A 23,742-nucleotide genomic window follows, 5' to 3' on the forward strand; every position below is an offset into this window, starting at 1 on the left:
TGTAGCAGAGTGAGAGGGCAATTGCATTTGATATTCTTCGGAGTGATGACAGTTCCAGGAAATCCAAACCTTACATTTCTTTTGCAAGCGTAATAAGCCTGCTCATGCCTTCCCGAATCTGCTGCTCATGTGCATAAGAGAAGGACAGGCGCAGCTTGCGACTGGCTGAATGATCCGAAGAATCAAATACGGTTCCGGGTACAAAGGCAACGGATTGTTCCATGCATCGGTGAAGTAGTCTCCCTGTATCCACACCCTCAGGAAGCTCTACCCAAAAGTTGAGTCCGCCCTCCGGCCGGGTCCACGTCCAGTCCGTTTCCAGCAGAGATTGTTCCATCACTTCCATCCGTAGCTGGATGGCGGTCCGCAGCTTGGACAGATGCTGATGCATACGTTCTGACTGAAAATAACGGAGAAAAAGCTTCTGGTTCAGAAGGGGTGTTCCATTATCTGTAAGTGATTTTACAGCCTGTAGTCCCGGCATGAAACGCTGACGGCATATGATGGCTGCAATCCGTAGCCCGGGTGCAACATACTTGCTGTAACTGCGAATGTACAGCGTGTGTCCGGTGGTGTCATAGGTGAAAATCGGTGCAGGAGGTTTATCCTTAAAATAGATATCATAGGTGCTGTCGTCTTCCAGCAGAAAACAACCATACTGTTCTGCAAGTTCGGGTAACTGCTTGCGCTGTTCTACTGGAACATTCATGCCGGTTGGATTCTGAAAGGTCGGTGTCATATAAAAGAGACGTGGCTTCTCACTTTTCATCAGATGTTCGATCTGCTCCAGATCATACCCGTCCGAGTGAATATCCGTAAAGATCAGACGAGCACCTTGTTTGCGGAAAATCTCCATTGCTGGTCCATACGTAGGCCGTTCCATCAACACCCGATCTCCGGGTTTGACCAGCGTCCGCGAGATGACATCGATCGCTTGCTGGGCACCCGATGTAATGAGCACTTCGTCTGCAGAGAGATAGAAACGTTCTTTTTTTGTTAGATGGCTTGCCAGCGCACTTCGCAATTCCAGATCTCCCTGAATTGTGGAATACGTTCCGAGCAAACGGGGATATTGATCTAGCAAATCACGCATTAGTTCACCCCAATAACGGTTGGGCAACAGAGAGGGATCGATTAACGATTTGGAAAACTGGTATTCTGCTTCAAGGGACTGTACTCGTGCAAGTGAATCCCAATGCAGCCAAGCAGACACGGCGGGATCATCCGCCTGATCCGTTACTGAGAAGGGAGTTGATGGACTGACATAATAACCGGACTTGTCCTTCACATAAACACTCCCACGTTCCTTTAACTCCTGATAGGCTTTGAAGACGGTCAGCCGATGGACGCCGAGTAGCTCGGACAGGCTTCGTACAGATGGCAGTTTTTCATGTTCGGCCCACTCTCCCGCTTCTATACGCACAACGAGATAATGGATTACTTGCTCATATAATTTCAGGCTGTTATCTGTCATCATCATGGTTCTGCCCACCCGGTTCACACTCCTTTTGAACTCTATTGTAACAGCTAATGGGAGAAAACTGTTCTGTTTTTTTAATTCTGTTCTGTAGACCATGAGATATGATGGAGAACAGATAAAGGAGTGGTTATCGTGGTGGGGATTGCATTTACGGTTATGTGTCTTATTTTCGGTACAACATTTCTGGCTATTAAAATTGGAGTAGAGGCAGGCATGCCGCCTTTTCTGTCAGCCGGATTGCGATTTGTAATCGCGGGAGCGCTGATGTTTGCATGGATGAGGATGAAGGGCAAAGTGAGCTGGTCCCTGCTGTTCCGCAAGGAGATGCTGCTGACGGGAGCGGGTCTGACCTGCGGCACCTTTGCCACATTATATTGGGCTGAACAGCATGTGAGCTCGGGTGTGGGTGCCATTCTGTCAGCGACAGGGCCGCTGATGATTATGTTGATGCAGACGGCGCTGTTACGGCAAAAAACATCTGCCCGTATGATTACAGGCTGCCTGATCGGGTTCACCGGTGTGGTTCTGGTTGTGCTGCCAGGTGTATCGCTTGGTGCAGGTTCTCTGTTCATGTGGGGTTGTATCGCGGTACTGGTGGGGGAGGTCTGTTATTCGGCAGGTGCATTGTACTCCAAAAAGGTTATTAATCAGTTCAAAGAAGCGAACCCCGTTGCGATTAACGCAGTACAGATGATGTATGGGGGACTGTTGTTAAGCTTGCTCTCAGCGGTGACCGAATCCTGGAACATGTCTGCTTTGGATTGGCTTCCTGCCGTCTCGTCGGTGATCTATCTGACTGTCATCGGCTCCATGGTGGGGCATAGTCTGTTCTATTGGATTATGTCGCGTACGAACCCGTTGTTTCCAGCAACATGGTTATACATTTCACCACCCATTGCCGTAGGTCTTGGTGCTATTGTCTACGGTGAGCATGTCAGCTGGGTTACATGGATCGGTGTAGTGCTTGTCGTTTCAGGTCTGCTGGCGATGAATGAGAAGGTGAGCGCCTGGTTGAAGAAAAGAAGTCATGCGAGGATGACAGTGCAGGCTTCCGAATCTGTTTTAAAATAGGTAAAGTTTGAAGGTATGCAGCTCAATCTCAAAATCAGCCATTGATTTTAGGTTGAGCTGTTTGTTATTCCAACATGATATTCTCGTTAACCAGTAGGTAATAATATTCATCCATCTGTTCTGCCGTAACATTCTCTTCGAAATGTTGTATCCACCAGGTCACAAGTAAACGAATCACCCCCGAGTGAAACTCGGCTACCAGTTCTATGGGAAGTAAAAATTGTTTACCTCTTCTCTTCAATTCCAGAAAATCTCTTCTGAATATCTCTCCGATATAATGTATGAAAAATTAAACGCCTCATCCTTCTGTTGGTTCTGCACAATTGTCTCTAGTACATTTCCAAACAAAATTTTAGATACGCTTTGTAAAGGCTGCTGTAATCGATCTTCTACATTCATGTGTAAATAATCCCGAAGGACACAAGTTAGGGTGGAGGACAGTAGAGCAAATTTATCCTTAAAATGTTTGTAAAACGTTGTTCGGTGAACCATAGCTTTGTCACATATCTCATTAATTGTGATCTTGCTGAATAGTTGGCCTTTCTCACATAACAGATCGAGTAGTGCCATCGTTAACAATTTATGAGTTCGGGTAACTCTACTCTCAAATCCACCTTTTTATCAATCATTTTCATCTACATCAGTTCCTTATTGTAGTTTAGCTATATAGTATCAACACATTGATTCTTACATGATACGAGATTTCAAGTGTATATTGGTATTATAAGTAATTTTTTTGATAGGGCTACAAGTGTAGATAAAATATGATGGATTAGAGAGGGTGAAGTGGCGATGTCCGACATGAAAAAAGCTGTGGTAATTGGGGCAGGTATTGCAGGATTAATCACTGCAAGGATGTTATCTGATTATTATGATAAGGTATGTATCATTGAGCGAGATGAATTGCCTTCTGAGCCGGCGAATCGACAGGGTGTTCCTCAGTCCTTTCATCCACATCGTGTATTACCGCGGGGCGGACTCATTCTGGAAAATTACTTTCCCGGATACAATGACGAATTGGTCGCGCTTGGTGCCATTCCTTCGCATGAAGAGAAGTTTATGATTGCCAATCGCTATGGTAGATTAGTTAATAAGGCGAATGCTGCTTCCTCATTCAAAATTGCATCGAGCAGCAGAGCTCTGCTGGAATGGGTACTGCGTCAGCGAGTCCAGCACATAGAACATATAAACTTCTTAACGAATACGGAAGTTACCGGGTTAATGACATCAGAAGATGAGCGTTCGATTACAGGCGTGTATACCAAAATAAGAGGTAGGGATAACCGGGAAGAAATGCTTGCAGCAGATATGGTTATTGATGCCTCGGGACGTTCTTCCAAATTGATCAAATGGCTTGAACAGATAGCGTTTTCCGTGCCTGAGCCGGAAGTGCTGAAGGTGTCGCTTGGTTACAGCACGCGCTATTATAAGATACCATCCTCTATTCAAAACGACTGGGGTACGGTGATAACAGAGTCCGATCCTGTGCAAGGAATTCGTGCAGGCATGTTGTGGCGCATTGAAAATGATATCGCTGGACTATTATTGTTCAACGCAGGAGGAGATGAATATCCTTCAACTCATCCGGATGAGTTCCAAGAGCAAATCAAACATCTGTTTGCTTCGGATGAAATCGTAGCGTTGGAAGAACAGCTGGAGCCTTTTCAAGGGCCGCGTGGATACCGTATTTCCGAGTCTGTCCGTCAACATTTTGAACTGATGGAGAATTGGCCCTCCGGATTACTCGTCCTTGGCGATGCATTTTGCAGCTTCGATCCGATCCATGGCCAAGGCATGACGGTCGCTGCAATTGAAGCGGAGACCCTAGCGAAATGTTTGGATGAGCAGCGAATGCATCCTGAGCCGCAGTTTGAGCGCCAAGTGTTGCTTCGTATGCAGCAGGCCATTGAACCGGCCTGGTGGCTTAGTTCTGTGGCCGATCTGCGTTGGAAAGGGGTCGAACATGTTGGACCTTCCCGAATGAAAGGGGTTGCGTTTGCTCAGAAGTATATAAACTTGTTTACTAAGCAGGCTATGAAAAAGGCGAGTCAGGAAAATAATAAACATCTCTTTTTTACCCAGTTCCTGATGAATGCTCTAATCCTTCCTCCGAGTGAATATTTTAAAGGTGAAATCCTGAACATGATCCTGAACGACAATGGTTCCGAAGAAGAAATGGAGTTAAGAGCGGAGCTTGGTGTCCAAGATCCGGAGCTGTTCCAGCAAAAAATAGATGAGATCATTCCGTCATTTCAACTGGAATTTGATGGGCAAATCAAGAAACTGCTGGAGTCTTTCCAGCATGCCATGAGCAAGTAAGACAATACTCCGTGGTGCGTGAAAGTGGGCAAAACATGAAACGAATAACTTTAAATTTCATAGCTAGCATTGTAATCTCATTCATTGTATTTTTTATTGTTTTGTTTTTTGCCGATGTCCAAGATACAAATCGTGTCATCTTATCTATGGCGATTACGATTTCACTACACTTATCCTTGATTACCGCATTGTTGCTCTCAAAACATAAAAAATAACAGAGAAATATAGCTAATATAATCGTTTAAATAGGATAATGAACATATTTTTAAAATCAAAAAAACAGCCCTGCACAGTGAAATTCACTGACTGGGCTGTTCGTTGACCTTATTTACTCTGCGTTCAGCACAAACTTCTCAATAACTTCTTTTACACCGTCTTCGTTATTACTTGCCGTAATGTAGTCCGCCAGCTCTTTCAGGGCAGGGATGGCATTTCCCATTGCTACACCAAGACCAGCAACTTCAAGCATCTCATGGTCATTCCAGGAGTCGCCGATGGCAATACACTCGCTGAGCTGGTGACCGAAGTGGTCAGCCAGGAACGTAAGGGCGTGACCTTTGGTTCCTTCATTGTGCATAATTTCCAGGAAGTAAGGTTTGGATTTGGTGATATGCACTTGTGGTCCGAGCAATTCACGCAGTTCAACAGCAACCTTATCCAAGTAGTCAGGCTCATCGATAATAAGCAGCTTCGGTGTCTTCTGTTCGATGACTTTGATGAAATCAGATTCGATATAATATTGGGTGCCGTTTAGTTTGGCATAATCACGCAGCTTGTCGTTTTCCTCACGGGCATACAGCTTGTCGTCAATGTATGTTTGAAGGTGGAGATTGTTCTCCAGGCAGTAATCATACAATTTGCGGGAAGCTTCCTGTGGAACGTAACGCTCATAGAGGACTTTTTCGTCCAGCAGGTTTTTCACCAATGCGCCTTGATACGTAATGATCGGCACGTTAAGTCCGGTTTGACGAGCAAGCGCTTGTGCGGAAGCATAAGCACGTCCAGTCGCCAGCGTTACAGTTACACCATGGGCAACCGCTTGTTCCAGTGCAGTCTGTGTAGCAGGGGTTACTTCCTTGTTGTCGTTAATCAGTGTGTCATCAATGTCGATTGCAATCAATTTGTAGGTCATCTGTGTTTCTCTCCTTTTTTATCTGTATCTATACTAACGAACGAAAAAATAAGATTTACACGAGGCCACTCCGAATACAGATTCATCTTTCGATCGCTGTTATCCCCGGATTTTTGATTCCATTCCCCAAGGGGAAATCCGTTGATAAGCGTATGCTTCCGATGTAGCTTTTTTCAAAAAGCTTTAGGCGAACGCTTCGCTTCTCCCGATGAATTCTGTCTTCTCCGTTAACGTGTAATCTTAGACTTCGTTCTAAAACTATACTTCCATCTAGATCCTACTCTTCCAGGAAAATAAGGCCGATAAAGTCTTCCAGCTCAAGGTTGCCGAAGTAATGTTTTACATCCAGTCCCTCAAGTGCAGTACGCACATCGGATTCCTCATAACGCTTGCCGCGCAGCATATTTTCGATATCCGCCACATCGCCTACACCGAAGAAATCGCCAAAGATTTTGATATCTTCGATATGTCCATCCTTGATGTTCATGCGCAGATCGATGATACCGACAGGGAATTTGCGAGTGTGCTTCACATTGCTTTCCGGAGACAAGCCATAGTTCCAATCCCAGTTGTTATAACGCTCAGCAGAGATTTCCTTGATTTTGTCCCAGTCCTTATCAGTGAGCGTGTACTGTGGAACGTCCTTCGGCTCCATCCGGAAAATGTGACGTAACAGCTCGTCGCGGAACTGCTCAATCGTCAGGTTGGTGTCAATCAGATCCCGTATGTTGGCGACCCGGCTGCGCACGGATTTGGTGCTCTTGGATTTGAATTTCTCGGGATTGACGTTCAGGGAAGCCTGAACATGCTCCAGATTCAGATCAAACATCAATGTGCCATGACTGAACATGCGCCCACGTGTGGAAAACTGGGCGTTGCCCGAGATTTTCTTTTCGCCGACTTGCAGATCATTACGCCCGGTCAACTCTGCATTTACACCAAGCTCGTGCAAAGCTTCAACCACAGGCTGGGTAAACTTGCGGAAATTGTGGAAGGATTGACCGTCATCCGCTGTAATAAAACTGAAATTCAGGTTGCCCAGATCGTGATATACCGCTCCGCCTCCCGAAAGACGACGAACCACCTGCACACCGTTATCCTGAACGTACTCGATATTAATTTCTTCAATCGTATTTTGATGCTTTCCGATGATGATCGACGGACGGTTGATGTAGAACAGCAGATAGCTGTCATCCTCCATCGGCAGATGCTTCAGAATGTACTCCTCAATGGCAAGGTTTACAGAAGGATCTGTAATGCCCTGGTTGTCTACAAACAGCATGGTCATTCCTCCATTAATGTATGTGAGGGATTGCTAGTCCCTTATGTAGTGAACCTTGTATATCAAAAGGAACCGAAATTCCTCTTCTATTGTAAACGAATTATGGTTGGGACACAAAGAAAACAGGATTGACCCACACCTCCCGTGCCATCCATAATAAAAAGGACATACAGAAAGGATGACGGAAGAATGACCGGTTATATCGAAGTATTCGGACATGGCGGGGACGTGGAGACGGCTGCGTCACGATTTGGAAGGAAAGCCGCTGATTTTCTGGATTTCAGTGCCAACATTAATCCGCTCGGTCCGCCCAGAGGGGTGCTGGAGGCTATACAGCAAGGATGGCAGTCGGTGATTCGATATCCCGATCCGGGGCATCGGGGATTCAAAGCACTGCTGAGCAAGCGTCTTGGTGTGATGCAGGAGCAGATTTCCGTGGGCAATGGTGCAGCCGAAAGTATGGCGCTTATTCTACTGGGGCTTGCCCCGCGCAAGGTGGGTACGGTGGAACCGGGATTCTCGGAGTACCGCGCATTGGCCCGACAATTCGGTGCCGAGGTTGTGCATACAGAGGGCAAAGAAGAGCTGGCGTGGCGAGCAGAACCCAAGGACATCGAGCAACTCATGGAAAAGGTAGACTTGCTCTTCCTCGGCCAGCCGAACAATCCAAACGGTGTACAATATCCGCTTGAGGTATTGCAAAGGCTTGCCCGCAAAGCGGAAGAAACGGGAACCGTACTTGTCATTGACGAGGCCTTTATGGATTTTATTCCGGTAAACCGGCGTCATTCCCTGGCAGCACATCTGAGCGACTATCCCAATGTAATCATCATTCGTTCGATGACGAAGTTTTATGCCATTCCGGGCTTGCGTCTCGGCTATGCTTTGGGTCGTGCGGAATACATCCAGGCGATGACGAAGAAACAGGTGACGTGGAGTGTTAACGGTCTGGCGCTCATGGCAGGTGAGGCCTGTCTGCGAAGTGGAGAACGGTACGAACGGGAGACCATATCACAGATCTCGCGGGAACGGGAACATCTCATCGCAGGACTGCAGGCGCGTGGATGTGTGGTGACACCGGGAGAGGCGAACTTTATTTTGGCACGTGTGCCAGCCCCTTGGACAGCAGCATCCATGCAGCAGGCGCTGGGCCAAAGGGGCATTCTGATTCGCAGCTGTGCCATGTATCCGGGGCTTGACGAAGGGCATGTTCGTTTCGCGGTCAAGGATGCAGATGCCAATGCTACATTACTCGAAGTGCTGGGCAGCGTGCTGGAAAGCAAGGGATATCCGAATGCTGATCAGACCTCCATTCATGAATCAAGTCAGCAGGAGCAGACAAAAGTTTCGGAACAGGAACAGGGAGGGAAGCGGCAGTGACACTCCCGTTTTATAATTATTTTGCTAATGGAAAAACAGACGAAAATGAATATGTGTCCTCTTCCTGGCCGGGACTGAACATATCTGCACATGAACGACATATCAAAGCACAGAGCCCAAGGGCTGCCCAAGCGTTGTCGAGTGCGGTATATGGCGGTGGGATGTTAGAACTGGATCGCATATTTAATATCTATGTGGATAGGCATTACCGCTGTGAAGATCCGCCTCGTGATATCGAACAGGCACTGAACGAATGGCAAGAGCCACGGGATCAATGTGCCGGATTACTGACAGCCGTAAGGCTGGAGCATACCTCCGTTCAGGAATATACAAGTGATGAATTTGGTCTTCTGTGCTGTACCACTGCGGGTGTATCAAATGCAGCACGCGCGGGGTCGGAGAGAACGGTATTTGATGCGGCGGGAAATAAGACGATGGCTTCCGGCAGGGACCACTCTTCTCCTTCAGCACGGAATCTAACCATGCAGCCCTATGTCCCGGGTACAATTAACATCATGCTCTGGTTGAATGGACGCATGACCACCGGGGCGATGGTGAATGCGGTACAGACGGCGGTGGAAGCCAAAGCGGCAGCGCTGGCAGATGCAGGTGTTCTGGATTCGGAGAACGGGTTGCCCGCCACGGGCACCACAACCGATGCCATTGTGTTTGCGGTACGTCAGGCAGTGGATGAACCACAACCAAAGATCACGTATGCCGGGACGGCGACTACGGCAGGGGCGGCGATTGGCAGATTGGTATACGACACGGTGACGGAGAGCCTTCAGGTCGGACTGTTATGGAAAGAGAGGATCAGGCAAAAATGACTTTTGAGGTAGAGCATCTATGGACTTGGCCACTCTGGACAGGCATGGCGGGAGCCTGGATTATTATACTGTCTTACCTGTTGGACCGATGTATCGGAGATCCGCGCTGGATTCCCCATCCGGTGATTGGCATGGGAAAAGGAATCTCGGCGTTGGAGCGTGTCATTCGCTCGCTTGTGAACACAGATTCGGGGCTGAAGAGAGCAGGGGTGTTGTTCCCAATTGTGATTGCGGGAGGTTCCTTTGCCATCACTTGGGGACTCGTATATGTGCTTGGGTTGATTCATCCTGTCATTGCGGCGGCAGCTGAAGTGGTGCTCATCGCCACGACCATTGCTTCAAAAGGGCTGAAGGATGCAGGTATGGAAGTGTATCGTCATCTAAAGCAGCAGGATTGGCCGGCTGCCAGACGTTCACTGGGCATGATTGTTGGACGTGATACAGCGCATCTGGATGAACCGGAGGTTGTGCGGGGAACGGTTGAGACGGTTGCCGAAAATATCGTGGATGCCATTGTATCCCCGTTATTCTATGCGCTCATTGGAGGTGCTCCGTTAGCCATGGCTTATCGCGCCGTCAACACATTGGATTCCATGGTCGGATATAAAAATGACAAGTATCTGCATCTTGGCTGGGCCTCGGCCCGTCTGGATGATGTGGCGAACTGGATACCTGCGCGACTGACCGCGATGCTGTTAATTGTGGGTGCCTGGGTCATGAAGCTGGACGCCAAAGGAGCAGCACGCATGGTCGCACGGGATGCAAGACTACATCCAAGTCCGAATAGCGGTTTTCCCGAATCAGCGGTAGCTGGAGCACTGGGCATCCGGCTTGGCGGACATAACGTGTATCACGGAGTTGCTTCATTTCGTGCCTACATGGGCGAGGCAATACGGCCGATGGAAGCAGAGGATATTGTGCAAACGTCACGTCTGATGTTCTGGTCGGCAGGGGCTTTTGTGGTACTATGCGTGTTCATAACGCTGGGAGTGTGGCTGGCAGGAGGGACGCTGTTATGGCCGTAAATGAAGAGAATGCAGGCAATGAAGTACATAGGGATCAACCCGGGCCGCTGAAACGAAACATCCTGTGGGTCCGTCATGGGACAACGCTGTGGAATCTGGAAAAAAGATACCTGGGGCATACCGACATCGGTCTGCTGCCAAATGCCAAAGAAGAACTGGCTCCGCTTCATGAACAATTGAGCGGTGTTTCGTGGCACGAGGTATATTGCAGTGATCTGCTTCGCTGTCGGCAGACGCTGGAACAGATTCTTCCTGATGCCATCGGACAGGTGAAGTTCGACTCACGTCTGCGCGAGAATGATTTTGGAGAGTGGGAAGGGCTGACGTATGATCAGCTCAAGGATAACCCTGTGTACCGAAGCTGGATTGATGCGCCACAGGAGGTCACTCCGCCCGGAGGGGAATCGTGGCAGGAGTTTACCGGACGGGTGGATTCCTTTCTCCAAGAGATGTTGTTGGAGGGTCGTCCTTCGATGCACGTTGATGAGGGACGCGAGTCAACCATAGTTATGGTTACGCATGGTGGTGTCATCCGGTATGCGTTGTCCCGTCTGATTGCGGGGCTTGGATTCTGGGATACACATGTTGTCCCAGGACAGGCGATTCAGGTTCAGCTTGATCAACAGGGGAATGAGTGGTTTGGCAGCATAGTGACTTTTCCGCCGATCGGGTTGTAAGGATGTACAATATACCCTATAATCACAACAGAAGTGTGACTTCAGCATGGATACAGATACGCTGCAGGCAGTGAAGCCTGAACGAGTATGCAACATGCAGAAATTACACGGCAATGATTTACCATATCAGCGACCAAGGGTCCCGCGTGTGAAGGCTGTGTTCATGGCAGATTATTAGTACGAGTCGTGAAACACACAAGGGTGAAATGGGGAAGCCGGTGCAAATCCGGCACGGTCCCGCCACTGTAAAACAGGATGATTCCTGTAAGTCAGGTTACCTGCCTTGGACGTACAAACCGGTGTTCCTTCGAGGAAAGGACAGCGTTTCGGGCTATTCTATGCGCATGGACAACCCTTGGTTGAACATGTACAGATTGCCATATGCGAGACGTCATCCCTGATCCTGTATGTAAGGATTAGGGATTTTTTATTGTTCATGTAAGATAAATGAGTCCAATTTTACACGAGGTCACTACGATTGCAGTACCATCTTCCGATCGCTGTTATCCCCAGATTTTTTTGATTCCCTTTTCGAAAGGGAAAATCCGGTGATAAGCGTATGCTTCCGATGTAGCTTTCTTGTAGAAAGCTTGAAGCGAACACTTCGTTTCTTCAGATCGGTTCTGCACTCTCCGTTAACGTGTAAATATTGAGTTCAAATCTTGTACAGGAACACCAAGACATGGGGAGTAAGAGTTCGAGCACGATGCAAGAAAATAGCGCAAATAGAGAAGGGGAGAATAACAGAATGAATTTTAAAAATTGGAAAAGCGTAGCGTCCCTGCTAAGTGCAGCGGCACTTGCACTGGCTTTGGCCGGATGTGGCAATGCAACAACAAACGAGGGCACAGGTACTTCACAGCAACCGGCACAGGAGCAGTCCCAAAGCCAGGCGCAGACGGACCTCAAAACACAATATCCACTTACCGTTACGGATGCAACGGGTGAATCATTCACCTTTGAAAAGGCACCGGCCAAAATCGTATCCGTGTCTCCGGCTGAGACGGAATCCCTGTTTGCACTTGGACTGGACGAGCAGATTGTAGGGGTATCCGACTATGATGATTATCCGGAAGCAGCAACAACCAAAGCGAAAATGGGCGGTATCACCAAGCCCAATGAAGAGTCCATCATTGCAGCTGAAGCCGACATCGTCTTCACAGGTATCTCGATGAGCGAGGATGCGGTGAAAAAGCTGCGCGAACTGGGCATTACCATTTTCAAAACGGATCCCAAATCCATTGACGATGTGATGAACAATATCGAAACCTTCGGTAAAATTACCGATCATCAGGAAAAAGCACAAGAAATCATCACCCAGATGAAACAGGACGTTACGGATGTAACCGAAGCAGTGAAGGCAGTTAAACCGGAAGAGAAGAAAAAAGTATACGTTGAATTCTCCCCAGGCTGGACTGTGGGTAAAGGCGAATTTATGGATGAACTCATCACTGTAGCTGGTGGTAGCAATATTGCTTCGGACAAAGAGGGTTGGTATGAAATTAATGAAGAGAATGTGATTGCCTCCAACCCGGATGTGATCCTGTATGCCAACGATGTAATTGACGAAAACTCCAAAACACTGGATCAGATCATCAAGGCGCGCAGCGGCTGGGATCAAATTACGGCTGTGAAAAATGACGCGGTTATTGGCCTGGATGCCAACCTGCTGAGCCGTCCGGGTCCACGTGTAACTCAAGGGTTGAAAGAAGTAGCCAAAGCGATCTACCCTGACTTGTTCCAATGAGTAAAAAGCTGATCCTGTTCGGAACGACGGGCATGGTGCTGCTGGTGCTCACCGTGCTCATCTGCACGGGCATTGGTTCAGTAGCGTTGCCTATCCGGGATATTGCAGGCATCCTGATTCACAAAATTCCCTGGGTGGGCGATTGGATTACACCGGATTGGAATAGGGCAGCCGAACAGATTATCTGGAAAGTCAGATTCCCACGTGTACTGCTTGCCGTGCTCGTTGGCGCATCGTTGGCGATTGCCGGTACGGGATTCCAGGGGGTTCTTCGGAACCCACTGGCAGACCCGTTCACCCTGGGCGTGTCATCCGGTGCTTCGGTGGGGGCAGCCTTTCTGATTTTCTTCGGATTGCAGTATGCACTGATCGGAATCTGGACGTTGCCACTGGTGGCGTTTTTGACGGGTGTAATCACGTTATGGTTTGTTATGGCACTGGCTCGTGAAGGACGTAAAATACCTACACATAGCCTCATTCTGGCTGGTGTGGTCATGCAAAGTTTCCTGGGCGCAGTTGTTTCCTTCCTGTCGACCATGTCGAAACAAACGATTAATGAAATTATATACTGGACGATGGGAAGTCTGGCTCTGCGTGGGTGGTCGTATACGGCCATCCTTTTCCCGTATTTTCTGTTAGGGCTGGTCTTTCTCTGGAGCCGCGCACGCTCGTTGAATGTGCTTGCACTGGGAGAACGTCAAGCGGCACATATCGGGATCGGGGTGGACAGACTCAAGCTGTCGGTACTGGCAGTTGGCACACTGCTGACTGCTGGGGCTGTCTCTGTATCGGGTGTCATCGGATTCGTTGGATTGGTGATCCCCCATATGTTGCGACTGCTGGTGGGACCGGATTACCGACTGCTGGTACCTTTGTCTGCCATTGGTGGAGCGATCTTCATGGTGTGGGCCGATACCATCGCAAGATCGTTGCTGGCGCCAACTGAAATTCCGCTTGGTGTCGTCACCGCCTTTGTTGGTGCGCCGTTCTTTGCTTACCTGCTGCACCGGAACAAAAAGTTGCAGAAGGGGATGATGCCATGAGTGAAGAGAAGGAGAGACGTACGAATCAACTTCGGGACACGGTTTCGGCTTCTAGTACAAGTACCAATTCCAGTTCCAACTCGACTTCACTTATCTCCATTAAGGGAGCAGGGAAGTCATATGGCAATCATCAGGCACTGCGCAATGTAGACTGGCATGTTGGCGAAGGTGACTGGTGGGGAGTTGTCGGGCCAAACGGCAGCGGCAAGTCCACCCTGATCCAGCTTATTGCCGGAACGGAACAGTTAAGCGAAGGTCAGATCCGTATCGATGGTCGAGACATTGGCTCTTACAGCCGTAAGGACCTGTCGCGCATGATCGCTGTATTGCAACAGGATGGCTTGCCACCCATCTCCTATCCTGTACGAGACGTGGTGGAGATGGGGCGATATCCATACCAGAACTGGCTGGGGCGGGAAGTGGGCGATGGGGCACTTGTGGTGGACAGAGTGCTTGAAGACCTGGGATTGACTGAGCTGGCGGACAGACCGCTGGATGCACTCAGCGGCGGGCAACGTCAGCGGGTCGCACTAGCCAAAGTTATGGCTCAGGAGCCGAGGTTACTACTGCTGGACGAGCCAACCACGTTTCTGGATATTAAATATCAATTGCAATTCATGGAATTGTTATCGGCATGGCGACAGAGAAATAACATTACGATTGTGGCTGTGCTGCATGATCTGAATCTGGCCGCGTTATTTTGCGATCACATTCTGGCGCTGCGTGAGGGCATTGCGGTTGGAAAGGGCACGCCTCATACGTTAATCAACGATGAGAATATTCAGGACATATTTCGCGTCAAACCCGCAATTGTTTCCCATCCCGACCATGCCATACCTCAACTGCTACTGCGGCGGGACATCGATTAAATGAAGCGGGGCAACACATATTTTGATGAAGGAAGTGCTGGTTGTATGAATAATGAACAGGTGTTGGCTCAATTAACGCAAAGGATTACCGCTCCCGACCAGGAAGTGGCGGCAGCGACCTCTGCACACGTGGATTCGTTGACGAAGCCGCCAGGGAGTCTGGGCAAATTGGAAGAGTTGGTAATCCGCCTGGCAGGTATGACGGGCAATGCACGTCCGCGTTTTGATCACAGGGCGGTCATTGTCATGGCCGCAGATCACGGCGTAGTGGAAGAAGGTATCAGTGCTTTTCCTGCTGAAGTAACCCCGCAGATGGTCATGAATTTCCTGGCTGGGGGCGCAGCCGTGAATGTGCTTGCACGTCACGCAGGTGCTGATGTGATCTGTGTGGATATCGGGGTGAATGCCGACCTTGAACATCCAGGCCTGCTCTCCCGTAACATTCGCAAAGGCACGGCCAACATGGCCCGAGGGGCAGCGATGACCCGGGATGAGGCAGTTCGGGCTATCCTTGCAGGAGCCGAAGTTGTATCGGCAGAGGTGGCGAAGGGAACACAGCTGTTTGTCACCGGAGAGATGGGAATTGGCAACACCACTGCAAGTGCTGCGGTAATGAGCGCACTAACCGGAGTTGCCCCTGCCGACGCCGTGGGGCGAGGAACCGGCATTGATGATGCAGGCTTACAGCGGAAGGCTGCTGTAGTCAGCCGGGCGCTTAGCGTAAACACTCCGAACCCGGAAGATGCACTGGATGTTCTGTGCAAGGTGGGTGGATTGGAGATTGCCGGACTCACGGGGGTTATCCTCGCAGCAGCTGCTCATCGTTGCCCGGTTGTTGTAGACGGGTTCATCTCTACCGCAGCAGCGCTGGTTGCGAGACAACTTGCACCGCTGAGCACAGCTTATATGATCGCTTCCCATACTTCACATGAAAATGGACATGGAGCGCTGCTGCGTGAACTGGACCTGAAATCGATGCTGGATCTGGACATGCGTCTGGGTGAAGGCACAGGTGGTGTGCTCAGTCTTCATCTGATTGACGCAGCATGTCTCATTCTGAATGAGATGGCAACCTTTGCAAGCGCGGGTGTCACGGATGGGTCAAGCACTGCTTCGGACACCACTGCGTCGGGTGATTCATCCCTGCAAGGAGAGAGTTCCCGATGAGCGTATTGGTGACGGGGGGGGCACGCAGTGGCAAAAGCTCCTTTGCCGAACGTCTATGCATGCAGCGTTCCTCGGAGGCCTGGTATGTGGCGACAGCCCAGGCGTACGATGATGAAATGCGTGAGCGTATCACCATGCATCAGCATCAACGCGAGGCATCAGGGTATCTGTGGCACACGATGGAAGAGCCGATACATTTGCCTGCTTTGATAAGCCGCATGGGTGAAGGGCATACAGGGACTTCTGCACCAACCATTCTGGTGGATTGCCTGACGCTGTGGCTGACAAATGTTTTGTTAGCACATGAGCATGACGAGAAGCAGGTGTTACAGGGACATTTGGACGCGCTGGTTGAAGCGATTCGAACCTATCCCGGTTTGCTTGTTCTGGTTACGAATGAAGTGGGGGACGGGATCGTACCGGAGTATGCCCTTGGCAGAAAATATCGGGATCTGGCCGGTGTACTGAATCAGCGCATTGCGGCGATATGTGGTGAAGTGTTTCTGGTGACCGTAGGCATTGCGACTGAACTGAAAAGCAAGGAGTATCGCTTATGAAGGATGGCACGCCTGCTCCTCAGCGCAAACATGCGGCGGCAGCCGCTTTTCAATTTTTGTCCCGTTTCCCTGTCAAAATGCACATCGATTTTGTCCCGCCGCTGCTGCGGGAAAGTGTGGTCTTTTATCCGCTGGTCGGTGCTGCAATAGGTCTGTGTGTCTGGCTCGCCGGAGCCTTAAGCGGTGCAGTGCTTCCCGCCTTTCCCGCTGCGGTCCTGACCTTGACGTTATGGGTATGGCTCACTGGTGGCCTTCATCTTGACGGATGGATGGATACGGCAGATGGTTTGCTCAGTTATCGTACCCGTGAACGGATGCTGGAGATTATGAAGGACAGCCGTGTAGGGGCCATGGGGGTAATTGCCTGTGTGCTGCTGCTTATGATGAAAGCTGCGCTGATCGCCGATTTTATTGCCCGGGGCCACTGGGTATACGGTGCGTTGCTGATTCTGCCCATGATCTGGAGCCGCTGGTTCATGGTATATGCGATGTCGGCCTGGCCGAATGCCCGCGGAGATGATGGACTTGCCGTATTGTTCAAAGGTCTGGGTGATCGGAAGGAGGTCCAGCGTGCACGCAGCTCAGCCGTTGGCCTGACCTTGATCGCAGGTGCAATTACGTTTGCCGCGGTGTGGCTTTTCAAGCCGGATATGGGGATTGCGGATGCGATGGTGAGTGGTCTGGGAACACTGCCATGGTGGCTATACCCGGTGACGGCAGTTATTATACTGCCTGTGGCGTGTTATTACATCGGCCGATTCGTGGCTGCCCGGATCAGTGAACGGCTCGGCGGTTTAACCGGGGATACGTATGGTGCCATGAATGAGCTGCTGGAGGCGGTTTTGTTGACCGTGCTGAGCGTGCTTCAGGGATTGTTCTGGCTGTAACTTTTGAAGCATGAAGCAGTATGGAAAGTGTTACGCATGAGGTAGGGAGCAAGGTGATCTGGAGATAACACGGAGACAGGGGGAGAGAGCGTGGAAGATAGGCGATCACAACCAGCGGCGGTACTGATGCTGCAAGGAACGGCTTCCGATGTGGGCAAAAGTGTCATCACAACGGCATTGTGCCGGATTTTTAAGCAGGATGGCTTCAAGCCTGCTCCGTTCAAGTCACAGAATATGGCACTGAACTCCTATGTGACGGAAGATGGCAAGGAGATAGGTAGGGCTCAGGGAGCACAAGCTGAAGCCTGCGGTATTGAGGCGACAACCGACATGAACCCGATCCTGATCAAGCCGGTGCGGGACATGCATTCGCAGATCGTGGTACACGGTGTACCTTTTGCTCAGATGAGTGCTTCGGACTACCGTCAGCATTTCCTGCCTGAAGCAAAGCAGACAGTTATGGATGCGTTGAACCGGCTACGGGATACCTATGATATTGTACTGATGGAAGGAGCGGGCAGTCCTGCCGAAATCAATCTGAAGGATCGGGATATCGTCAATATGAATCTGGCAGGTTGGGCTGATGCACCGGTAATTCTGATCTCCGATATTGATCGGGGCGGGGTATTTGCTTCCATTGTAGGTACGCTCGAGCTGCTGGAACCCCATGAGGTTGCTCGTGTCAAAGGGTTCATTATCAACAAGTTTCGCGGTGATCTGTCCCTGTTACAGCCAGGACTCGACTGGCTCGAAGAACGGACAGGCATTCCAGTATTGGGTGTATTGCCTTACATAAGAGATATTCAGATTGAAGCAGAGGATTCAGTGGTGCTGGACTCCATCCGTCATGGGAAATTCGGCAAAAAAGAGCTGGATCTGGCGGTGATCCGATATCCGCGAATTTCCAACTTTACAGACTTTGATGCACTTTCCCGTGAACCGGATGTGAATGTGCGTTACGTGACCTCGCCAGAGGAATTGGGTAGTCCGGATGCCATTCTTCTACCGGGTACGAAGGATACCATAGGTGACCTGGCGTTTCTGCGTGAGTCTGGGCTGGAGCAGGCGATTGCGAGCCAGACCGAGCGTGATCATGTTCAGCTCGTAGGAATATGTGGCGGGTACCAGATGCTGGGACGACATCTGAAGGACCCGTTTGCTGTGGAGGCGAATCAGATCCAGGAAGCAAAAGGACTTGGCTGGCTCCCGCTATCGACAACGTTTCTTCAGGAAAAGCAGACCGTCAGAGCTTCCGGACGGGTGCAGCTTGATCACCCGATTCGTCTGTATGGTGAGCAAGATGAAGCAGATGCTTCATTACCTGTTAATGGATATGAGATTCATATGGGCGTTACAGAGTGCCACGAGCCTGAACGTGTAACCGCGTTGTTTGAAATCTCACATCCAGGTGGTCAACCTTTCCAAGAGGGCTGGGGCTCAGCGGATGGCAGCGTGTGGGGAACCTACTTGCATGGTTTGTTTGAAAGTGATCTGTTCCGCCGTTCGTGGCTTAATGGTTTGCGTGCAGGAAAGGGACTGGCTCCACTTCAGGAGACATATAGTGTACATGAACGTAAGGAGATGGAGTTTGATCGGGTAGCTGAATCATTGCGTTCGGCATTGGATATGAAGCGTGTGTACGAGATTATGGGTGTTCAGGCACCCGAGTGAAACAACAATACCCCCATGTCCGACAACCCGTTCTCTAGAAACGGAATGTTAGCGGCATGGGGGTATTGTATATCCTATGATTCAATGAGGTTTAAAACAGGTGATGATAGGTTAATGGTTAACCTGTTAGTTTATTTTGAAGTTTTTCATAGCGGATTGCAGCTCTACAGCTTGTTCATGCAGATGGCGAACCGTATTCGAATGTGAATCCATCTCGCTAAGCTGAAGATCTGCTGTTGAAGCAATCTGTAACATGCTCTCACGGGATTTGGTCGTAATCTGTGCCGTTTCTTCAACGGATGCACTCACTTCTTCAGCACCAGCAGATACTTGTTGAGTGGAAGCAGAGACGGTCTGAATGGTCAGATTCACGTTCTGAATCAATTCATTCAGTTGCTGGAAGGCTGAGCCTGCTTGTTGAACGACAGTTGTGCCTGAACCAATCTCCTGGGTTACACGGTTCATGGCATCAACCGAGCGTTCAGCATCTTCACGAATGGTACCCAGATAATCCGAAATTTCTTCGGTGGCTGTCTTGGATTGCTCGGCAAGTTTGCGAACTTCTCCAGCAACAACAGCGAATCCGCGGCCATGCTCTCCGGCACGTGCTGCTTCAATGGAGGCGTTGAGTGACAGCATGTTAATCTGTTTGGTGATTTCAAAAATGGAAGCAACAATGGTGCCGATGGCAACCGAACGTTCATTCATAGTTTCAACATAACGCAACGATTCGCTTGCTGTCTGGCCTACACGCTCCATCTGCTCAATGGCATTCTGAGCCAGTCGGTTACCGTTAACTGCCTCGTTGGCTGCTTCACCAATCTGGTCAGACACTTCAGCGGAAGAAGAAGCAATATGCATGATACCCTGCGTAATTTCTTCCATAGCTCTGGCGTTCTCGGATGCGCTTGACGCAATGCTGATACTTCCTTTTTCTGCATCTTCTGCGGAGCGGCTGGAGTTTCGTACCATACCGGACATCGATTCAACCCGCTGAAGCAGGTCATTGGAGCCTGACACAACTTCATTGGACGTGGACAAGGCACGGCTGATCATTTCTTTCAGGTTATGCGTCATCGTCTGGAAGCTTGCGGCAAGCTGGGCAATTTCATCTTTGCCTTTGATCTGGAGTTCAGCGGTCAGATCACCTTGGGATATTTGTTTGCTATGTTGGACAAGCTTGATGATTGGTTTGGTAACTCTTTTGATCATACTAGTGGAGATAAGCCAGCCGAGCACAAACACTAATGCTGTAATCCCAAGACACAACCAGAAAATCTGGGTAATCTTGTCTTGAATGAACTGGGCATCCATGCTCACAGCCATAATCATGTTACTTCCTGCAATTGGAATGAATGCTGCCTTATGTACACCGAAGGAATCGGAATAGACTTCGCTGATTACCATTTCTTTGCTCTCGATGGCTGTATTCATTGCTGGCTCTACAGTGATATCATCCTGGGCTTTCATACCTGAGGAAGAGTTGGCCACAACGACTTTGGCTGAGCCATCCTGGATAGCGACAACGTAAGCTGCATCCAGATTATGTTCTTTTGCTTTATCTGCCAGATACGATTCCACGGTCATGGCAGCACCTTCAGAACCGGCTCCGCCACTCTGTACCTGTAGGATTTTGGATGCTGAAGTATTCTTGTATATATCCTGAATGGACGTGTTTAGGACTTTGTCAAACTGCGGTAGCACGTAGCTTTGAATAATATTCATCGACACGGCATAGAAACTAATACTGAACAACAGGGAAGCAACCAGCAGAACGAGGAACAAGGTGCCTCTGATTTTACCGGCGACGGTGCGATTACGAAACATATGATCATCCTTTCACGTCAAGTTCATTAACATTATCGCTTTTCCGTACTCATAAGACCTATCTACCAATGAAGAAAGACCTAAATTATACGTTGAGAAAACTTGGGAATAAGCGGATATACCTATATTACAAAATTAACCGGAGGTTGAATAGAACAATTTTCACGAATTGGTGTATTTTTTTCAGAAATACATGAATCTATTACATGCATATTACATAATATCAATTAATACCTACCAGAATAGTTTGTTATATGTTATATTGTAAAATGTCTTTGTCGGAAGTACAAAAAGATAAAAGAGAAAACCGGATATTTTTCGGTTACACACATGCCTGAGGAGGATTTAAAGAAATGGATACTTTTCTAGTCATATTGAATGTAGTGGTTATGCTTGCCTTACTTGGCATCCTCTACTGGATGCAGAAAAAGCATATCTCCTTTACGAAACGCGTATTTGCGGGTCTGGGACTGGGGGTTGTTTACGGGGTTATTCTCCAATTGGTGTACACATCAGGTTCTGATGTAGTTACGAAATCAGTCGATTGGTTCAATCTGGTCGGTTCAGGATATGTTCGTTTGTTGCAAATGGTCGTGATTCCATTGATCATGGTATCGATCATTTCAGCCATTATGAATCTGAAGGGCAAGCAAAATCTCGGCAAGATGAGTGTTTCCATTATTGCCATTCTGTTGATCACCACAGCGATTGCCGCAGGGGTTAGCATTGTAACGAGCCTTGGCTTTAACCTGACTTCCATTGAGATTCAAGGAGGAGAGCGGGAGAATGCGCAGGTTCAGAAGGTGGAGGAACGGCTTGTTGATGTGAAGGATCAGACCATCCCGCAGCAAGTGCTGGAATTCATTCCTTCGAATCCATTTGCAGATATGACAGGAGAACGTCGTACATCCACACTGGCCGTGGTTATTTTCTCCGCGTTCATCGGTGTAGCCGTACTTGGACTGGATCGCAAAAAACCTCAGCAGGCGGAGACGTTCCGCGGTATGGTTAATGCGGTATATGCGGTGGTTATGCGAATTGTTACGCTGGTGCTCAGGCTTACACCATACGGGATTCTTGCCCTTATCACCAAAGTAACGGCGACAACGAATCCGGATGAAATTCTCAAGTTGATCAAATTCGTCATTGCGTCCTACGTGGCCCTCATCGTGATGTTTATCATTCACTTGATCATTATCTCACTGTCCGGGTTCAACCCGATTACGTATGTGAAAAAGGTTCTGCCAACACTGGTATTTGCCTTTACATCCCGTTCAAGTGCAGCGTCGATCCCGCTGAATGTGGAGACTCAGACGAAGAAACTGGGTGTATCCGACGGTATTGCCAACTTGTCTGCAAGCTTTGGTGCTACTATTGGGCAAAACGGCTGCGCGGGGGTCTATCCGGCCATGCTGGCGGTGATGATTGCTCCGACGGTCGGCATCGACCCGCTGAGCTGGGACTTCATTGTGACTCTGATCCTCGTAGTCATGATCAGTTCGTTTGGTGTGGCTGGCGTTGGCGGCGGGGCAACCTTCGCTTCCCTGATCGTATTGTCCACCATGAATCTGCCTGTGGCTCTGGTTGGACTACTCATTTCCGTGGAGCCGCTGATCGACATGGGTCGTACAGCGCTTAACGTGAACGGGTCCATGACTTCAGGACTCGTAACCAGCAAGATTTTGAAAGAAAATGATCATGACACATTCAATGATCAGAGTCGTGAGCTGGATTCAGCTGTTCAGGCGTAATTCAAAATGGATTAGATAGAGGCTTATATTAAGATAGCTAGAGCCGTCTATAAGCCAAATGGGAAAAGCCGTCCTTCGGAGGAATCTGGAGGGCGGTTTTTTTTGTGGCAATCCAATTATACTGTCACTCAGGCAGACCTGGAGTTATTTAGTTCTGTTCATGGGACGAGAAATGTGATAGAGTATTCATGTTTTGGCCCTGAGCCAAACCGCGGTTCGTAACCATCCCGCGTAATCAAAACTAGGAAGGCAGTGTATGTATTTATGTTTAACTTAGGGTGGGGAGCAGTTTTTGTTCTCGTAACTTATGGATTTTTCCTGTTGTGTTACCGCTTGTTCGGTAAAAAAGGTCTCTATGCCTGGATTGGTGTGGCTACGGTTATAGCCAACATTCAGGTGACCAAAACGATAGATATTATGGGAATCGTACTGACGCTTGGCAACACGATGTATGTCAGCATGTACCTGACCAGTGACCTTCTTAATGAGAAATATGGACCAGGTGAGGCACGCAAAGCGGTATGGTTTGGATTCTTCACACTCATCATGACTACGGTTCTGATGCAGATGGTGTTGTACTTTGACCCGGCACCAACGGACTTTGCACAGGAATCCATGGCGAAGCTGTTCGGTCTGCTGCCACGTCTGGCCCTCGGAAGTTTGACAGCGTACTTCATCAGTCAGTTCCTGGATGTGCGATTGTATTCCTGGTTACGCAAGGTGGCTCCAGGGCGCAATCAGTTGTGGATACGTACCAACGGTAGCTCGATCATCAGTTCATTTGTGGATACCCTGGTGTTCTGCACAATCGCGTTTGCGTTCATCTATCCTTGGGATGTATGGCTGGAAATCTTCCTGACGACGTATATTATCAAATTTGTATTAACTGCGGTTGGAACACCGTTCCTGTATGCTGCACGCAGCTTTAAGTTCAAGGATGAAGCTTAGATAATATTCAAGAGGATCACTTAAAATCACCCTTTGCGCAGTCGCTTGTAATTCGGACTCTGCAAGGGGATTTTTTATAGAA

At 49.1% G+C, this 23,742-nt stretch carries 20 protein-coding genes and 1 riboswitch; of the genes, 15 read left to right on the plus strand and 5 right to left on the minus strand.

Annotated features, from left to right (window positions below; translation table 11 throughout):
• Positions 1 to 70: 70 nt before the first annotated feature.
• The gene (locus tag MHB85_RS07240) at positions 71 to 1,492 is read right to left on the minus strand and encodes an aminotransferase-like domain-containing protein (protein WP_341072685.1); all 1,422 of its coding nucleotides are present in this window, start codon (positions 1,490 to 1,492) and stop codon (positions 71 to 73) included.
• A 120-nt stretch (positions 1,493 to 1,612) separates the two neighbouring features.
• Between MHB85_RS07240 and MHB85_RS07245 the strand changes: the two genes are divergently transcribed.
• Entirely contained in the window at positions 1,613 to 2,551 is a 939-nt protein-coding gene (locus MHB85_RS07245) for a DMT family transporter (RefSeq protein ID WP_341072686.1), read from the plus strand.
• Between the two features lie 64 nt (positions 2,552 to 2,615).
• On the opposite strand, the gene MHB85_RS07250 is transcribed toward MHB85_RS07245, so the two are convergent.
• Positions 2,616 to 2,792 (minus strand): hypothetical protein, encoded by a 177-nt coding sequence (locus MHB85_RS07250; RefSeq protein ID WP_341072687.1) that lies wholly within the window; start codon positions 2,790 to 2,792, stop codon positions 2,616 to 2,618.
• A gap of 551 nt (positions 2,793 to 3,343) precedes the next feature.
• On the opposite strand from MHB85_RS07250, the gene MHB85_RS07255 reads away from it, so the two are divergent.
• On the plus strand, positions 3,344 to 4,870 hold the full coding sequence (locus tag MHB85_RS07255; RefSeq protein WP_341072689.1) for an FAD-dependent oxidoreductase: 1,527 nt from the start codon (positions 3,344 to 3,346) through the stop codon (positions 4,868 to 4,870).
• Positions 4,871 to 5,198: 328 nt separating this feature from the next.
• On the opposite strand, the gene MHB85_RS07260 is transcribed toward MHB85_RS07255, so the two are convergent.
• Together MHB85_RS07260 and MHB85_RS07265 are read right to left on the minus strand one after the other, a co-directional pair.
• Complete coding sequence (locus MHB85_RS07260; protein ID WP_192134328.1) at positions 5,199 to 6,002, minus strand: Cof-type HAD-IIB family hydrolase; 804 nt, start codon at positions 6,000 to 6,002, stop codon at positions 5,199 to 5,201.
• A gap of 277 nt (positions 6,003 to 6,279) precedes the next feature.
• Positions 6,280 to 7,284, minus strand: coding sequence for a lipoate--protein ligase (locus MHB85_RS07265; RefSeq protein ID WP_341072690.1), 1,005 nt, complete (start codon positions 7,282 to 7,284; stop codon positions 6,280 to 6,282).
• Between the two features lie 189 nt (positions 7,285 to 7,473).
• On the opposite strand from MHB85_RS07265, the gene cobD reads away from it, so the two are divergent.
• From cobD to MHB85_RS07320, 11 genes are all read left to right on the plus strand, one after another.
• Entirely contained in the window at positions 7,474 to 8,664 is a 1,191-nt protein-coding gene (gene cobD, locus MHB85_RS07270; protein WP_341072691.1) for a threonine-phosphate decarboxylase CobD, read from the plus strand.
• Positions 8,661 to 9,491 (plus strand): adenosylcobinamide amidohydrolase, encoded by an 831-nt coding sequence (locus MHB85_RS07275; protein WP_341072692.1) that lies wholly within the window; start codon positions 8,661 to 8,663, stop codon positions 9,489 to 9,491. The genes cobD and MHB85_RS07275 overlap by 4 nt, the downstream gene beginning before the upstream one ends.
• A 44-nt stretch (positions 9,492 to 9,535) precedes the next feature.
• Positions 9,536 to 10,516, plus strand: coding sequence for an adenosylcobinamide-phosphate synthase CbiB (gene cbiB / locus MHB85_RS07280; protein ID WP_341074206.1), 981 nt, complete (start codon positions 9,536 to 9,538; stop codon positions 10,514 to 10,516).
• Positions 10,507 to 11,193: a histidine phosphatase family protein gene (locus MHB85_RS07285; RefSeq protein ID WP_341072694.1), complete on the plus strand. Its 687-nt coding sequence runs from the start codon at positions 10,507 to 10,509 to the stop codon at positions 11,191 to 11,193. The genes cbiB and MHB85_RS07285 overlap by 10 nt, the downstream gene beginning before the upstream one ends.
• Positions 11,194 to 11,362: 169 nt before the next feature.
• Positions 11,363 to 11,493: riboswitch (cobalamin riboswitch) on the plus strand.
• A gap of 448 nt (positions 11,494 to 11,941) precedes the next feature.
• Positions 11,942 to 12,940: an ABC transporter substrate-binding protein gene (locus tag MHB85_RS07290; RefSeq protein ID WP_192134335.1), complete on the plus strand. Its 999-nt coding sequence runs from the start codon at positions 11,942 to 11,944 to the stop codon at positions 12,938 to 12,940.
• Positions 12,937 to 13,983 carry a FecCD family ABC transporter permease gene (locus MHB85_RS07295; RefSeq protein ID WP_091015237.1) on the plus strand — a complete coding sequence of 349 codons (1,047 nt, stop codon included), beginning with the start codon at positions 12,937 to 12,939 and terminating at the stop codon, positions 13,981 to 13,983. The genes MHB85_RS07290 and MHB85_RS07295 overlap by 4 nt, the downstream gene beginning before the upstream one ends.
• Positions 13,980 to 14,852 carry an ABC transporter ATP-binding protein gene (locus MHB85_RS07300; RefSeq protein WP_341072695.1) on the plus strand — a complete coding sequence of 291 codons (873 nt, stop codon included), beginning with the start codon at positions 13,980 to 13,982 and terminating at the stop codon, positions 14,850 to 14,852. Before MHB85_RS07295 ends, MHB85_RS07300 begins: the two co-directional genes overlap by 4 nt.
• A gap of 45 nt (positions 14,853 to 14,897) precedes the next feature.
• Positions 14,898 to 16,019, plus strand: a complete 1,122-nt coding sequence (cobT, locus tag MHB85_RS07305; protein ID WP_341072697.1) for a nicotinate-nucleotide--dimethylbenzimidazole phosphoribosyltransferase — start codon at positions 14,898 to 14,900, stop codon at positions 16,017 to 16,019.
• Positions 16,016 to 16,576 carry a bifunctional adenosylcobinamide kinase/adenosylcobinamide-phosphate guanylyltransferase gene (gene cobU / locus MHB85_RS07310; protein WP_341072698.1) on the plus strand — a complete coding sequence of 187 codons (561 nt, stop codon included), beginning with the start codon at positions 16,016 to 16,018 and terminating at the stop codon, positions 16,574 to 16,576. The genes cobT and cobU overlap by 4 nt, the downstream gene beginning before the upstream one ends.
• Positions 16,573 to 17,463, plus strand: a complete 891-nt coding sequence (gene cobS / locus MHB85_RS07315; RefSeq protein ID WP_341072699.1) for an adenosylcobinamide-GDP ribazoletransferase — start codon at positions 16,573 to 16,575, stop codon at positions 17,461 to 17,463. Before cobU ends, cobS begins: the two co-directional genes overlap by 4 nt.
• Before the next feature lie 126 nt (positions 17,464 to 17,589).
• Positions 17,590 to 19,134, plus strand: coding sequence for a cobyric acid synthase (locus MHB85_RS07320; RefSeq protein WP_341074207.1), 1,545 nt, complete (start codon positions 17,590 to 17,592; stop codon positions 19,132 to 19,134).
• A 126-nt stretch (positions 19,135 to 19,260) separates the two neighbouring features.
• Here the strand turns inward: MHB85_RS07320 and MHB85_RS07325 are convergent, their stop codons facing one another.
• Complete coding sequence (locus MHB85_RS07325; RefSeq protein WP_105597743.1) at positions 19,261 to 20,961, minus strand: methyl-accepting chemotaxis protein; 1,701 nt, start codon at positions 20,959 to 20,961, stop codon at positions 19,261 to 19,263.
• A gap of 353 nt (positions 20,962 to 21,314) precedes the next feature.
• Here MHB85_RS07325 and MHB85_RS07330 point away from each other — a divergent pair, with 353 nt between their 5' ends.
• Together MHB85_RS07330 and MHB85_RS07335 are read left to right on the plus strand one after the other, a co-directional pair.
• Entirely contained in the window at positions 21,315 to 22,712 is a 1,398-nt protein-coding gene (locus MHB85_RS07330; RefSeq protein ID WP_105597744.1) for an L-cystine transporter, read from the plus strand.
• A 264-nt stretch (positions 22,713 to 22,976) separates the two neighbouring features.
• The gene (locus MHB85_RS07335; protein ID WP_036610716.1) at positions 22,977 to 23,660 is read left to right on the plus strand and encodes a queuosine precursor transporter; all 684 of its coding nucleotides are present in this window, start codon (positions 22,977 to 22,979) and stop codon (positions 23,658 to 23,660) included.
• The last annotated feature ends 82 nt before the right edge of the window (positions 23,661 to 23,742 follow it).

The sequence above is a fragment of the Paenibacillus sp. FSL K6-4396 genome, assembly GCF_038002525.1.
Taxonomy (GTDB): Bacteria; Bacillota; Bacilli; order Paenibacillales; family Paenibacillaceae; genus Paenibacillus; species Paenibacillus amylolyticus_B.

Bases quoted from the DNA above. Each gene is read 5' to 3' on its own strand.
- MHB85_RS07300 (WP_341072695.1), top strand. From the start codon at position 13,980: ATGAGTGAAGAGAAGGAGAGACGTACGAATCAACTTCGGGACACGGTT.
- MHB85_RS07320 (WP_341074207.1), top strand. From the start codon at position 17,590: ATGCTGCAAGGAACGGCTTCCGATGTGGGCAAAAGTGTCATCACAACG.
- MHB85_RS07265 (WP_341072690.1), bottom strand. From the start codon at position 7,284: ATGCTGTTTGTAGACAACCAGGGCATTACAGATCCTTCTGTAAACCTT.
- cobU (WP_341072698.1), top strand. From the start codon at position 16,016: ATGAGCGTATTGGTGACGGGGGGGGCACGCAGTGGCAAAAGCTCCTTT.
- MHB85_RS07290 (WP_192134335.1), top strand. From the start codon at position 11,942: ATGAATTTTAAAAATTGGAAAAGCGTAGCGTCCCTGCTAAGTGCAGCG.
- cobT (WP_341072697.1), top strand. From the start codon at position 14,898: ATGAATAATGAACAGGTGTTGGCTCAATTAACGCAAAGGATTACCGCT.
- MHB85_RS07260 (WP_192134328.1), bottom strand. From the start codon at position 6,002: ATGACCTACAAATTGATTGCAATCGACATTGATGACACACTGATTAAC.
- MHB85_RS07330 (WP_105597744.1), top strand. From the start codon at position 21,315: ATGGATACTTTTCTAGTCATATTGAATGTAGTGGTTATGCTTGCCTTA.
- cbiB (WP_341074206.1), top strand. From the start codon at position 9,536: ATGGCGGGAGCCTGGATTATTATACTGTCTTACCTGTTGGACCGATGT.
- cobS (WP_341072699.1), top strand. From the start codon at position 16,573: ATGAAGGATGGCACGCCTGCTCCTCAGCGCAAACATGCGGCGGCAGCC.
- MHB85_RS07335 (WP_036610716.1), top strand. From the start codon at position 22,977: ATGTTTAACTTAGGGTGGGGAGCAGTTTTTGTTCTCGTAACTTATGGA.
- MHB85_RS07285 (WP_341072694.1), top strand. From the start codon at position 10,507: ATGGCCGTAAATGAAGAGAATGCAGGCAATGAAGTACATAGGGATCAA.
- MHB85_RS07295 (WP_091015237.1), top strand. From the start codon at position 12,937: ATGAGTAAAAAGCTGATCCTGTTCGGAACGACGGGCATGGTGCTGCTG.
- cobD (WP_341072691.1), top strand. From the start codon at position 7,474: ATGACCGGTTATATCGAAGTATTCGGACATGGCGGGGACGTGGAGACG.
- MHB85_RS07255 (WP_341072689.1), top strand. From the start codon at position 3,344: ATGTCCGACATGAAAAAAGCTGTGGTAATTGGGGCAGGTATTGCAGGA.
- MHB85_RS07325 (WP_105597743.1), bottom strand. From the start codon at position 20,961: ATGTTTCGTAATCGCACCGTCGCCGGTAAAATCAGAGGCACCTTGTTC.